This is a genomic window from Kineosporia sp. A_224, from assembly GCF_002198655.1.
GTDB lineage: Bacteria > Actinomycetota > Actinomycetes > Actinomycetales > Kineosporiaceae > R-H-3.
On record NZ_MWLN01000043.1, the window covers coordinates 1 to 12211 of the forward strand.

The following is a 12211-nucleotide window of genomic DNA, read 5'->3' on the forward strand; positions in this document are numbered from 1 at the left end:
TGCGGGGGTGTGGGGGGTGCGGGGGGCGCCGCCATGACGACCTCGGTGGCGCCCTGGCCGAGCCGGATCGCCCGGGCCGGGCAGACCCGGGCCGCCCGGACGACGGCGTCCGCCGCGTCGACGGGGACCGACGCGTCGTAGGTGAGCCGGCCGTCACCGCTCAGCTGGAACACCCCGGGCGCCTCGTGCTCGCAGAAGCCGAAGCGCAGGCACAGCGAGGCGTCGACCTCGATCTCGAGCCGGCTGCCGGGCCGGCTGATGCTCAGGGTGCGCTCGCCGCGGCGCCGGGCGGCGGTCGCCCAGCGCGTGGTCCAGGCCCAGGTCACCGCGGTGACCAGGGTCGTGCCGAGGACGGTGCCCCAGGCCCAGGGCCGGCCGGCGTCGCTGCCGCTCACGAGCACGTGCGTGACCATGAGCAGGTAGCCGACGTAGTTGAGCATGTGCAGCGCCCGCCAGCGGTTCTGGCCCAGCCGGTGCCGCACCGCGGTCGCGAGCGTGGCGGCGACCATGAGCTCGAAGGCGAGCGTCCCGACGCCCTCCCCGAGCCGGACGAGCCGCGGCAGGTCGCCCCAGGCCGGGTGGTCGAGGTTGCGGAACGGCACGAACACGTCGAGCAGGCCGGTCGCGGTCACGGGCGCCGCCGCCTGGGCGGCGCCGTGGACGAGGCCGAGGCAGAGGCCGGTGAGCCCGAGCCCCATGTGGGTGGAGTACAGGGTGGAGTGCCGGACGCGCGTGGACGCCCAGCCGTTGCGCAGGAACATGCCCCACATGACCGCTGCCCAGACGAGCAGGTAGGAGGCGAACCCGGCCGACGCGGCGACGACGTGGACACCGTTGTCGGGCGGTGCGGCGAGAACCGCGGTGCTGGTGAGTGCCGTCGTGATCCCCGAAATCATCGACGGCCCTGCTACGCAGCGTGAGTGCTGGTCGACACCTGCGGCAGGGCTGCCGGATGGTCCCCGGCGCTGCGGCGGCTCAAGGGCAGTCTTCGCGACGCCCGGCGGCCGGAGGATGTCGCATCCCGGCCGCGATCCGGAGGCCTGCGCTGAAACGCCAGCCCTGACAAGGCGTTGGCGGAGGTTGTCATGGGGCGACAGTAGACCTCGATCTTCGCTCCGTGACCATAGCGAGACGTTAGGGAATCGTTAAACGGTACCCCTGCGCGTTGACGCCACCCCCTGACCTTCCTTGAATGAGCGCGGTCCGAAAGGCAACGCACCGTGACGGCGACAGGGAGGAGGACCGACGCGATGAACCGACGGACCCGCTGCGCCGCAGCGTTTCTGCTCGCGCTGGCCGGCCTCCTCGGAGCCGGCACCGGACCGGCCGCGGCGGACCAGGCCCCCTCGCTCACCGCCGCCGACCGGGACCTGGTCGTCCGGGTCCGGCTCGCCGGCCTGTGGGAGATCCCGGCCGGGGACATGGCCGAGACGAAGGGCTCCACGGCCCGGGTCCGCGAGGTCGGCAAGCTCATCTCGGCGCAGCACATCGCGCTCGACAAGCTCGCCGTCACCGCCGCACGCCGGCTCGGTGTCGAGCTGCCCGACGAGCCGACGCCGGAGCAGGCGTACTGGCTGCGCGAGATGCGCGCGGCCTCCGGACCGGCGTTCGACCGGGTCTTCGCGCAGCGGCTGCGGGAGGCGCACGGGCGGATCTTCCCCGCGATCGCGGCGGTCCGGGCCGGTACCCGGGACCCCGTCGTCCGCAAGCTCGCGAACGACGCGAACGACTTCGTCAAGACCCACCTCGACCTGCTCGACAGCACCGGGGCGGTCGACTACGACCACCTCCCGCCGCTCACCGGCCCGGCGGCCGAGGAGCACCGGTTCGTGCTCCTCGGCGACCCCCGCCACCCGGGCCGGGCCGGCACGGACCAGCAGGTCCGGCAGGCGCTCGTCGGCCTCACCGGCGGCCTCGCCGCACTGCTCGCGCTCGTCCTCGGGATCCGGGTCCTCTTCCCGGCCCGGGGCACCAGGGTCGTCCGGCCGCCGGAGCCGGCCGCCCCACCGCACCGACGGCAGTAGCACCACCTCGTGCGTCCTGGCCATCCGAGCCATCCGAGCACCGACACCGAAGAAGGTTGCAGCCATGCGTCGTCCCCGACCGCCCGCCTCCCCCACCTCCCTGCGCACCGCCGCCCTCGTGGCGCTCGGCGCGGGCCTGGGCGTCGCCGTCACGGGCGCTCTCGTCGCCCCGTCAGCGAGCACCCCACCCGTGGACGTGGTCGGGCTCGCCGCCGCGCAGGGCGACCCGACGACCACGCCGCAGGGACTGCTCATCCTCGGCAACTCGTGCGCGAACAGCGACCTCTCCGCCCACACCGGCTTCCAGGAGGGGCCGCGCTGCATCCAGACCTCCTTCGGCGAGGTCGGCCCGGCCGAGCAGAACCCGTCGCTGCTCATCACGCGGGCACCGCGGGCCGTCGCCGTCGGCCGCTCCTTCACCCTGCGGATCAGCACCCGCAACCTCGTGCGCGACCGCTTCCTCGGCGCCGCCGCCGGCGGCTACTACCTCGAGAGCTCCTACCTCAACGCGGACGGCCTGCAGCGCGGGCACTTCCACACCGCCTGCCGGATGCTCGACTCGAGCCGGCGGGCACCGGACCCGGCCCCGGTGCCCGCCTTCTTCAAGGCCACGGAGGACGGCGGCGGCAGCAGCACGCCGGACACCGTCGAGGTCACGGTCACCGGGCTCCCCCGGGCCGGGCTCGCCCAGTGCGCCGTCTGGGCCGGCGACGGGTCCCACCGCACCCCGATGATGCAGCGGGCCAACCAGACGCCCGCCTTCGACGTCGTGCGGATCCAGGTCTTCACCCCGCGGGGCAGCACCCCGGAGGAGTGACGGGGACGGGGCCGTCGCGGCCCGGCCCATGGACCGCCGGGCCGCGACACGGGATGATCTGGCCGACCGGCCGGACCGGCCCCCTGCGAGCGCCACGGAGGCGACGTGTCCCACCTCGGCCGGACGGCCGTCGAGATCGCCGACGACGTCCGCAGCGGTCGCGCGAGCGCGCGTGACGTCGTCCAGGACCACCTCGACCGGATCGCCGCGCTCGACGGCCGGGTCGGCGCCTTCGTCGCCGTCCGTGTGCAGGAGGCGCTCGCCGAGGCGGACGCCGTCGACGCGCGGGCCGACCGGGCGGACCTGCCGCTCGCCGGGGTCCCGGTGGCGGTCAAGGACAACATCCCGCTCGCCGGTCACCCGACGCGCGACGGCAGCCCGCACACGGGCACCGGCGCCGCGCCGGCCGACCACGTCGTCGTCCAGCGGCTGCGCGCGGCGGGCGCCGTCGTCGTCGGGACGACGCACGTCCCGGAGCTGTCCGTGTGGCCGTTCACCGACGGCCCGCTGGGGACGGTCCGCAACCCGTGGGACCTCACCCGGACGCCGGGCGGCTCGTCCGGCGGCAGCGCCGCCGCGGTGGCCGCCGGGTTCGTGCCGCTCGCGCACGGCAACGACGGGCTCGGGTCGATCCGGATCCCGGCGGCGTGCTGCGGCCTCGTCGGCCTCAAGCCCGGGCTCGGGACGGTCCCCGCGGACATCGGGCACGACAGCTGGACCCGGATGTCGGAGAACGGACCGCTCGCGACGACGGTCGCGGACGCCGCGCTCGGGCTGTCCGTCATGGCCGCCGCCCCGGCCCTCGCGACGGCGCCGGACCTCGCGGCACTCGGCCGGCCGCTGCGGATCGCGGTCTCCCCGGCCTCCCCCATCCCCGGCACCCGGATCGACCCGGCGTGGCGGACGGCGGCCCTGGCCACCGCGGACGCGCTGCGGGCCGCCGGGCACACGGTCGTCGAGCGGCAGCTCCCCGTGCCCCTGCGCTTCGTCGTCCGGGCCGCGGCCCGCTGGTTCGGCGGCACGGAGGCGGACGCCGCGCTCTCCGGCCCCGCCCGCGACGCGCTCCCGCGCCGGACGCGGACCCACGCCCGGCTCGGCCGCGGCGCCCAGCGGCTGGGCCTGGTCGCCGAGGCGGACACCGACCGCTGGCGCGAGCGGCTCGACGTCTTCCTCGCCGAGCACGACGTCGTGCTCTCCCCCGGCCTGGCGACCCCGCCGGTCGCCGCCGACGGCCACGCGGGCCGCGGCTGGTTCCACAACTACTGGGCGGCCGCGAGCTACACCGGCGGCTTCCACGGCCCGTGGAACCTCGCCGCGTACCCGTCGATCGCCGTCCCGGCGGGCGTCCACCCGGACGGCACACCGCTGTCGGTCATGCTCTCGACCGGTTCGGCGACAGGCCTCGGCGTGAGCGGCGAGGCGCTGCTCCTCGGCCTCGCCGCTCACCTCGAGAGCGCGCGTCCGTGGACCCGCTGCGCTCCGACGATCACCTGACGCGACGGGGCTGGTGCGGCCGGGTGGGATGCGCCGACGGCGCTTCCCTCATGATCATCCTGGCGCTACGGTCTGCCCCTGCTGTCGTCCCGATCACGAGGGGTCCCCGTGTCCACCACTGTCCCGTCGCCCGTCGTCGTCCCGTCCAGCGGCCGGCGCACCCTGCTCAGCGTCCTCGCGGGCGTCGGGGCCGCCGTCGCCGGCGGCCTGCTCTGGGGCATCGTCCTCGGCGTCTTCCACTTCCGGCTCGGGCTCGTCGCCGTCGCGGTCGGGGCCGGCGTCGGGTTCGTCATGGCCCGGACGGCGACGCCGACACGCGGGCTCGCACCGGTCGCCGGCGTGCTGGCGCTCGCAGGCTGCCTGCTCGGCGAGATGTTCGGCGACGTCATCGACCAGGCGAAGTTCGAGAACGTCCCGCTCGGCACTGCCGTCCGGCTGACCGTCACGAACCCGTCGCTGGCGCGCGACATCTTCGCCGACCACTTCGACGCGTTCGGGGTCGTGTTCTGGGCGATCGGCGCCTGGGCGGCGTTCTCGTTCGTCCGCAAGACGGTCGCCGGGCTCGAGGCACAGCTCGCCGCGCAGTCGGCGGCGGCCGCATCGCCGGTGGCTTCCGCCCCGGTGGCTTCCGCACCGGTGGCTTCCGCACCGGTCGCTTCCGCACCCGTGGCCGTCACGGACCGGCCGGTCGACCCGGACGACCCGCAGCGCGACCCGCAGGCCTGACCTTCGCCCGCGGGCCGGCCGGACGCCGTCCGGTCAGCCCGCGGCGTCGGACGCCGTGAGCGTGAGCCGCTCGAGCCCGTCGAGGATCGCCTGCGCCGCCTGGGCGGCGTTGCTCAGCTCGCGGGTCACCTCGGCGAGGGTCGCGGCCTGCTCCTCGACCGAGGACGCGATGTCGACCTGGAGGCCGTGGATCTCGCCGACGACCGCGGAGGTCGAGGCGAAGCTGCGCGCGACCGCCTCGGTCTCCTGGACGACGCTCGCGATGACCGAGCTGACCTTGCCGGCCGACTCGGACGTCTCGTTGGCCAGCTGCTTGACCTCGCTCGCGACGACCGCGAAGCCCTTGCCCATCTCGCCCGCCCGGGCCGCCTCGATGGTCGCGTTGAGGGAGAGCAGGTTCGTCTGCTCCGCGAGCTGGGCGATCATCGCGTTGACGTCGGCGATCTCGCCCATGGAACGCTCGAGCCGGCGGACCTCCTCGGCCGCGGCGACGGCGACCTGCTGACCGGACGACGCGGTGTCCGCGGCCTGCTGCGAGCGCTGGGCGATGTCGTTGACGGCGGAGGCGAGCATGCCCACGGAGCCGTCGACGATCGCGACGGCGGCCGCAGCCTCCTGGGCCCCGGACCGGACGATCTCGGCCTCGGCGGCCACCTGGCCGGCGAGCGCCGACAGCCGCGCGACCCGCTCCCGCTCGCGGTCGGCGTCGAGGAGGGCCTGCTCGGAGCGCTCGGCGTCCAGCGCCGCGCGCTCCGCCTCGGCCTGCGCCATGACGGCCTTGACGTGGCTCTCGGTCTCCTCGCTGAAGTGCCACACGACGAGGATGCCGACGACCGCGAGGACGACGATCCCGGCGTGGACGGCGACCATCCCGAGGGTCACGAGGAAGGACATGTCCATGCCGAAGACGTGGTGCGGCGCGAGCAGCCCGAGGACGCCGTGGTGGACGACGACGACGCCGACGGTCCACAGCAGCGGCGTCCACTGCTGGTAGAGCGAGACGAAGAAGAGGATCGCGAACAGGTGCATGTGCGCCTCGAGCCGCCCGCCGCTCAGCTCGATGGCGACGAACGACGTGGAGATCGCCGCGACGCTCATCAGCTCCGAGCGCAGCCGCGCCGGGCCGGCGACGGTGCCCGCGACCGCGAGCAGGGCCGGGAGCAGCGGCAGGGCGAGGGCCTCCCACAGCGGCATCGGCCCGAGCAGCCCGATGACGAGCAGCAGCGGCACGTGGGCCCACACCAGACGGGTCACCGCGGTGTGGCGGGAGGCGAACGACTCCGGTGTCAGCGTTGCCCCGCGAGGAAGGCGGTCAGCGATCGGCATGGGTGATGCGTCGGCTCGTCAGGACGCGCGCTTGAGCAGGTCGGCGCAGACGGTCACCGGGTCCGGCCGAGGAGGGACGGCCGCCGGTCACGCTCACACGAGGTCGGCGACCGGCTCCCCCGCGAGCAGGCGGCGGACGACCTCGACGAGCTGCGCCGGGTCGGCGGGCTTGACGACGTAGGCGTCCGCACCGTGCTCGTAGGCCTGGGACGAGTCGGCCCACTCCGCCTCGGAGCTCACCATGACGACCGGGATCCGCCGCCCCGGGAAGACCTGCCCGAGCGCCTGGAGGAACGTGAAGCCGTCCATGACGGGCATGTTCACGTCGACGACCGCGAGGTCGATCCGCACGCCGAGCGCGGCCCGCAGCGCCTCGTCGCCGTTGGCGGCCTCGCGCACCCGGTACCCGGCCCGCTCGAGGATCTGCCGGTGGTAGGTGCGGTACGTCGCGGAGTCGTCGACGACGAGCACGAGCGCCCCCGGCTCCCCGGGCCCCTGCCGCGGCACCGGGGACGCCTGGGGCGGCGCGCCGAGCGCGGACTCGACGGTGCCGCGCCGCGGCCCCTCCGAGCCCTGGCCGGGGAAGAACGTGATGAACGGGTCGTCGGGGAAGCGCGCGGCGGCGGCCCGGACGTCCGCGGCGCACGCCGGGCCGGCCCGGACGACGAGCTCGGCGACGGCCGCGGCGACGACGTTGGCGTGCTCGTCCTCGCGGACGAGGCGGCTGAGCCAGCCGATGACGCTCGGGTGGTCGAGCTCGGCGAGCACCATGACGGCGAGGATCCGCAGGTCCGGGTCGGGGTCGGCGAGCCACTGCGGCATCCGCGCCACGGTCGAGGCGGTCGTGCGGGAGAGCACGTGGACGACGTCCACGCGCAGCGCCGCGTCGTCGCTCAGCAGGTGCCCGACGAGGCCGTCGACGACGTCGGGCCGGTCGTGCCGGACGAGCTGGGCCACGAGGGCGGCCCGGACCTGGCTGTCCGTCTCGACGGCCATCCGCAGCACGAACGACCCGACGGCGGACCCGACGTCCGCGAGCGCGAGGACGGCGGCGCTCCGGACGCCGGGGTCGGGGTCACCGAGGGCGTGCAGGAGCTCGCCCGTGGTCGGGCGCGGCGACGTCATCCGTTGCTCCTTCGTCCCGGTGGGCGGACCCGGCCTTCCCCTCAGTGCTCGGCCGCGCAGGCCGGGACCTGAACCCGTCCGGCCCGGCGGATCGCAGGGAGCCCGTCAGGCGGCCTGGCAGGCCGGGCAGCGGTAGAGCGTGCGGCCGACCATCGGCTCGGAGACGACCGGGGTGCCGCAGACCCGGCACGGCAGGCCGGTCCGCTTGTAGACGTAGTGCGCGTCGTCCCGGCGCACCGTGCCGCTGCGGCGGTCGCGGTCCTCGGGCAGGGTCGTGACGATCCGGCCGCGCCGGACGCCGTCCTTGAGGAGGACGACGAGGTCGGCCCACAGCGCGTCCCAGCCGTCGGCGGTCAGGGCCCGGCCCGGCGACCAGGGGTCGAGCCGCTGCCGGAACAGCGCCTCCGCCCGGTAGACGTTGCCGACCCCGGCGACGACCTCCTGCTGCATGAGCAGCGCCCCGACGGGTGCCCGGGACCGGCGGACCCGCTCCCCCGCGCCGGCGGCGTCCGCGTCCCGGCGCAGCGGGTCGGCGCCGAGCCGGGCGCGCACGTGCGCGACGTCGTCCGGGGTGAGCACCTCGCAGGCCGTCGGCCCGCGCAGCTCGGCCCAGGCGTCGTCCGACGCGAGCCGCACCCGGACGGCGCCCCGCGGCTCGGGTGGTTCGCCGACGCCGAACGTCCACTTGCCGTAGAGGCCCAGGTGCACGTGGAGCCAGGCGTCGGGGCGAGCGTCGCCGTCGTCGGCGAAGCCGAGGAACAGGTGCTTGCCGTGCGCCTGGGCACCCGCGAGCGCGCGCCCGTCGAGGCGGCCGGCGCCGGCCGCGAACCGGCCCTGCGGGCTGTCGACGGCGAGGTGGGCGCCGCCGAACGTCGCGAGGTGCTCGCGGGCGAGGCGGTGGACGGTATGACCTTCGGGCACCGGAGAACTTCAGCACACCCGGGCCGTCGGCGCCGCCCGGAACCGGGGCGACCGGCCGGCGAACGGACGGGCGGTCAGCCCCGCGCGCCGCCGGGCAGCGGCGGCAGGACCCCGGTCTGCTCGTAGTCGGCGAGCATGGCGATCCGGCGCGCGTGCCGGTCGTCCCCCGAGAACGGCTCGGACAGGTACGCGTCGACGAACCCGGAGGCCTCGTCGAGGGCGTGCATCCGGCCGCCGACCGCGAGCACGTTCGCGTCGTTGTGCTGGCGCGCCAGGCGGGCGGTGTCGACGCTCCAGGCCAGCGCGGCGCGGACGCCCTTGACCTTGTTCGCGGCGATCTGCTCGCCGTTGCCGGAGCCGCCGATGACGATGCCGAGGCTGCCGGGGTCGGCGACGACCGCCTCCGCGGCACGCAGGCAGTACGGCGGGTAGTCGTCCTGGGCGTCGTACTCCGACGGCCCGTGGTCGACGACCTCGTGGCCGGCCTGGGCGAGGTGCTGCCGCAGGTACTCCTTGAGCTCGAACCCGGCGTGGTCGGCCCCGAGGTGAACGCGCATGGCGCAGAGTCTGGCAGCCTCGCCGGGTGGATGTCGTCGTCGGGGTCGACGGACGGCGTGGCGGCTGGGCCGTCGCGGTCGTCCGGGTGCACGCGGGCAGCGGCCGCGCGCGGCAGGTGACGTGGCGCACCGTGCCCGGTCAGGACGCCGCGGGCGCGGCCGCCGTGCTCGACCTCGCGGCGGCGGCGGGTGCCGCGGCGGTCGGTGTGGACTGCCCCGTGGGCCTACCGGTCGACGGCTGGCGGCCCTGCGACCTGGAGGCGAAGCGGCTGCTCGGGGCCGCGTCGGCGCGGGTCTTCCTCGCGCCGCCGCGCGGGGTGCTCGCGGCCCCCACCTACGCCGACGCCCGGGCCGCGGCCCGGGACCTGCTCGGCGGCCGCTCGGTGAGGGCCCAGACCTACGGCATCCGCCGCGTCGTCCTGGCGCTGGACGCGGTGCTCCGGCCGGCGGCCGCCGGCCCGCACCCGATGGCGGACCGGGTCGCCGAGGTGCACCCGGAGCTGTCGTTCATGGCGCTCGCCGGCCGGGCCTGGCGCGACCCGTTGCCGTCGAAGAAGACCGCACCAGGCCGCGCGGCGCGGGACGCGGCGCTGCGCCGCTGGCTCACCCCCGTGGCCGCGGCGGCGCTCGACGACGCACCGGACGGCGACGACCACCTCGACGCCCTGGCCACGGCCTGGTCGGCCTGGCGCTGGCAGTCCGGCGACGCCGTCGTCCTCGGGGGCGGGACGGACGCCGCCGGACTGCCGATGCGGATCGTGGTCTGAGAACGAGCCCGCACGACGGCCGGGCTCAGTCGAAGATCGGGCCCTCGGTCCGGGTCCGCTTGAGCTCGTAGAAGCCCGGCGTCGACGCGACGAGGACGCAGCCGTCCCACAGCTTCGCGGCGGCCTCGCCCTTGGGCGCAGGGGTGACGACCGGGCCGAAGAACGCGACACCGTCGAACGCGACGATCGGCGTGCCGACCTCGGTGCCGACCTTGGTGATGCCCTCCTCGTGGCTGGCCCGCAGCTCGGTGTCGTACTCGTCCGAGGTCGCGTACTTCGCGAGGTCGGCCGGCAGACCGACCTCGGCGAGCGCCTCGGCGATGACGGCGTCGTAGTCGGAGTTCGCGCCCGGGTGGATCCGGGTGCCCATCGCGGTGTAGAGCGGGCCGACGACGTCGTCGCCGTGGAGGATGCGCGCGGCGTTGACGACGCGGACCGGACCCCAGCCCTTGGTCATGAGCTCGCGGTACTGCTCGGGCAGGTCACGCCCCTCGTTGAGCACGGACAGGCTCATGACGTGCCACTTCACCTGGATCGGCCGCTGCTTCTCGACCTCCAGCACCCAGCGCGAGGTCATCCACGCCCACGGGCAGATCGGGTCGAACCAGAAGTCGGCTACGGAGCGCTCGCTCACGAGGCGGTCCCTTCGTCGTTGTCGTCGTCGGCAGATGATGCCGTCCGACGACGCCCAACGCCCGGCGCCGCCGCAGACTTCCCCGGCCGGCCGCGGCCGCCGTCCCGAGCACGACGACGAGCCCGAGGACGACGAGGGGCCGGGTCGAGCGGCCGCCCTGCTCGGTGCCCGGCGCCGCGGCGACGGTCCACGTCCACCGCCCGGAGACGTCCGGCAGGTCGCCCCGGACGACCCGGACCGCGACGTCGACGGGCCCGGACCGGGCGAGCGCGTCGGTCGGCAGCAGCCACGTGCCGTCGCCCTGCTCGCGGGCCGGCGCGGCGGCCGCACCGCCCACCGCGACGACGACGGCGGTCACCGGGCCGGGTGCCGGCCGCCGGGTGTTCCGGACGTCGACCGTGACGAAGTTCTGCCCGGGCACGTTCGGCGTCGCGGACACCCCGACGAGCAGGTCGTCGAGCGACTGCGTCACCGGTGCGCCGTCCGCGACGGACGTCGGCGTCGGGGCCCACCGGACGGCGGTCGGCGGACCGGAGGAGCCGAGGACGCCGGCGAGCGCGAGGACACCGAGCAGGACGGCCGCCTCCGCGGTGACGAACCGGGCGCCGGGCGTGCCCGCGCCGTGCGCACGACCCCGGCCCCACCGGCGCCGCAGCGCGCCGATCACGCCGGAGTTGGCCGCACCGAGCACGACCGCGCCGGCGACCAGGAGCAGCTTGAGGACGAGCACCCGGCCGTAGTCGGAGCCGGTCGCGGCACCGAGGGACGGCACGAGGACGCCGGCGAGCAGGAGCCCCGAGGCCAGGCTCACGGCGGCCGCCGGGCCGGCGACGGCGGCGACGGCGCGCAGGACCGGACGGCGGGCGGCCCCCAGGACGACGAGCGCGAGGACGGTGCCGGTCCACAGGGCCGTCGAGAGCAGGTGGGCCGCGGTGACCGCGGTGACCCAGCCGGCCCCGCGGACGGCGGCGGCGTGGCCGACGAACCCGGAGGCGGCGCACGCCGCCGCAGCGGCCGCGAGGGCGAGCCCGACGGACCGGGCCCGGCCGGCGGCGGTGCGGGCGGCCCGGCGGGCCGTGAGCGCGGCGACGAGCAGCAGCGCGAGGACGACGCCCCAGACGCGGCCGAAGTCCGACGTCCAGGCGGCGGACGGCGCCCCGGCGACGAGGACCGCCTCGAGCAGGGCGGCGGCGGTCACCGCGCCCGCGCCGGACAGGGCGCCCAGGCGCAGCAGCCGCTCCACGGCCGCGGCGCTGCCGGCCCGGCGACCGGCCGGCAGTGCGACGCAGGAGGCCCCGAGCAACCCGGCCAGGCCGGTGAAGACCCCCCAGCGCAGGAGCGTCTCTGCGGGGAGCCGGACGCCGCCCGCGGCCGACGACACCTCGTCGCTCGCGGCGACCGTCGTCCCGACCCCGAAGGTGAAGGTGCCGTACGTCGAGTGCATGTCGCTGGAGGACACGGTCCGCCAGGCGACGTGGTAGCTGCCGGTCCGCAGGGTCTCCCCCAGCGGGACGGTGACCGTCACCGGCCCGTCGATCCGTGCCGCGTCGACCGCGGTCACCCGGACCGGCCCGACGGGGACGTCACGACCCGCGTCGTCGACGACCCGGACCTGGGTACGTTCCTGCTCGACCGGCTCGGTCAGGGTCACCGAGACCTGGGTCGGCGCGACCTCGAGCCGGCGACCGTTCGCCGGGTCGCTGCGGTCCACGTCGGCGTGGGCCGTGGCCGCCGGGCCGGTGAGGACCACCAGCCCGACGGCCACCGCTGCTGCGGCGAGGGCGCGCCGCAGCCCGACCGTGGCGCGGGGCATCGCCACG

Annotated in this window: 12 protein-coding genes; 5 read left to right on the forward strand and 7 right to left on the reverse strand. The window is 76.1% G+C overall.

The annotated features are described in order from the left end of the window. Window positions 1-896 (reverse strand): ferredoxin (locus tag EDJALFJO_RS33975; RefSeq protein WP_158220269.1); only part of this gene is annotated, 896 nt, incomplete at its 3' end. A gap of 354 nt (window positions 897-1250) precedes the next feature. Between EDJALFJO_RS33975 and EDJALFJO_RS03280 the strand changes: the two genes are divergently transcribed. The 4 genes from EDJALFJO_RS03280 to EDJALFJO_RS03295 all read left to right on the forward strand — a co-directional run bounded on the left by EDJALFJO_RS03280 (window position 1251) and on the right by EDJALFJO_RS03295 (window position 5061). Further along, complete coding sequence (locus EDJALFJO_RS03280; protein WP_088282188.1) at window positions 1251-2024, forward strand: DUF4142 domain-containing protein; 774 nt, start codon at window positions 1251-1253, stop codon at window positions 2022-2024. A 64-nt stretch (window positions 2025-2088) separates the two neighbouring features. Beyond that, window positions 2089-2841 (forward strand): hypothetical protein, encoded by a 753-nt coding sequence (locus tag EDJALFJO_RS03285; protein ID WP_088282190.1) that lies wholly within the window; start codon window positions 2089-2091, stop codon window positions 2839-2841. Between the two features lie 105 nt (window positions 2842-2946). Further along, window positions 2947-4335, forward strand: coding sequence for an amidase (locus tag EDJALFJO_RS03290; protein ID WP_088282192.1), 1389 nt, complete (start codon window positions 2947-2949; stop codon window positions 4333-4335). Between the two features lie 108 nt (window positions 4336-4443). Further along, window positions 4444-5061: a hypothetical protein gene (locus tag EDJALFJO_RS03295; protein ID WP_088282194.1), complete on the forward strand. Its 618-nt coding sequence runs from the start codon at window positions 4444-4446 to the stop codon at window positions 5059-5061. Window positions 5062-5094: 33 nt separating this feature from the next. Here the strand turns inward: EDJALFJO_RS03295 and EDJALFJO_RS03300 are convergent, their stop codons facing one another. From EDJALFJO_RS03300 to EDJALFJO_RS03315, 4 genes are all read right to left on the reverse strand, one after another. Next, window positions 5095-6387 (reverse strand): methyl-accepting chemotaxis protein, encoded by a 1293-nt coding sequence (locus tag EDJALFJO_RS03300; protein ID WP_088282196.1) that lies wholly within the window; start codon window positions 6385-6387, stop codon window positions 5095-5097. A 93-nt stretch (window positions 6388-6480) separates the two neighbouring features. Continuing rightward, window positions 6481-7512 carry a response regulator gene (locus EDJALFJO_RS03305; protein WP_088282198.1) on the reverse strand — a complete coding sequence of 344 codons (1032 nt, stop codon included), beginning with the start codon at window positions 7510-7512 and terminating at the stop codon, window positions 6481-6483. A gap of 105 nt (window positions 7513-7617) precedes the next feature. Further along, window positions 7618-8433, reverse strand: a complete 816-nt coding sequence (locus EDJALFJO_RS03310; protein WP_088282200.1) for an Fpg/Nei family DNA glycosylase — start codon at window positions 8431-8433, stop codon at window positions 7618-7620. A 74-nt stretch (window positions 8434-8507) separates the two neighbouring features. After that, window positions 8508-8990 (reverse strand): ribose-5-phosphate isomerase, encoded by a 483-nt coding sequence (locus EDJALFJO_RS03315; protein ID WP_088282202.1) that lies wholly within the window; start codon window positions 8988-8990, stop codon window positions 8508-8510. 26 nt (window positions 8991-9016) lie between these two features. Here EDJALFJO_RS03315 and EDJALFJO_RS03320 point away from each other — a divergent pair, with 26 nt between their 5' ends. Beyond that, complete coding sequence (locus tag EDJALFJO_RS03320; protein ID WP_088282204.1) at window positions 9017-9757, forward strand: DUF429 domain-containing protein; 741 nt, start codon at window positions 9017-9019, stop codon at window positions 9755-9757. A 25-nt stretch (window positions 9758-9782) separates the two neighbouring features. Here EDJALFJO_RS03320 and EDJALFJO_RS03325 read toward each other — a convergent pair whose 3' ends face one another. Together EDJALFJO_RS03325 and EDJALFJO_RS03330 are read right to left on the reverse strand one after the other, a co-directional pair. Continuing rightward, on the reverse strand, window positions 9783-10334 hold the full coding sequence (locus EDJALFJO_RS03325; protein WP_143447764.1) for a disulfide bond formation protein DsbA: 552 nt from the start codon (window positions 10332-10334) through the stop codon (window positions 9783-9785). Then, window positions 10240-12204: a copper resistance protein CopC gene (locus EDJALFJO_RS03330; RefSeq protein WP_143448263.1), complete on the reverse strand. Its 1965-nt coding sequence runs from the start codon at window positions 12202-12204 to the stop codon at window positions 10240-10242. The genes EDJALFJO_RS03325 and EDJALFJO_RS03330 overlap by 95 nt, the downstream gene beginning before the upstream one ends. Window positions 12205-12211: the final 7 nt, after the last annotated feature.

What these genes read in the sequence shown, in the direction of transcription:
- EDJALFJO_RS03280 (WP_088282188.1), top strand. Translation starts at nt 1,251, where the DNA reads ATGAACCGACGGACCCGCTGCGCCGCAGCGTTTCTGCTCGCGCTGGCC.
- EDJALFJO_RS03285 (WP_088282190.1), top strand. Translation starts at nt 2,089, where the DNA reads ATGCGTCGTCCCCGACCGCCCGCCTCCCCCACCTCCCTGCGCACCGCC.
- EDJALFJO_RS03300 (WP_088282196.1), bottom strand. Translation starts at nt 6,387, where the DNA reads ATGCCGATCGCTGACCGCCTTCCTCGCGGGGCAACGCTGACACCGGAG.
- EDJALFJO_RS03305 (WP_088282198.1), bottom strand. Translation starts at nt 7,512, where the DNA reads ATGACGTCGCCGCGCCCGACCACGGGCGAGCTCCTGCACGCCCTCGGT.
- EDJALFJO_RS03315 (WP_088282202.1), bottom strand. Translation starts at nt 8,990, where the DNA reads ATGCGCGTTCACCTCGGGGCCGACCACGCCGGGTTCGAGCTCAAGGAG.
- EDJALFJO_RS03325 (WP_143447764.1), bottom strand. Translation starts at nt 10,334, where the DNA reads ATGACCTCGCGCTGGGTGCTGGAGGTCGAGAAGCAGCGGCCGATCCAG.
- EDJALFJO_RS03330 (WP_143448263.1), bottom strand. Translation starts at nt 12,204, where the DNA reads ATGCCCCGCGCCACGGTCGGGCTGCGGCGCGCCCTCGCCGCAGCAGCG.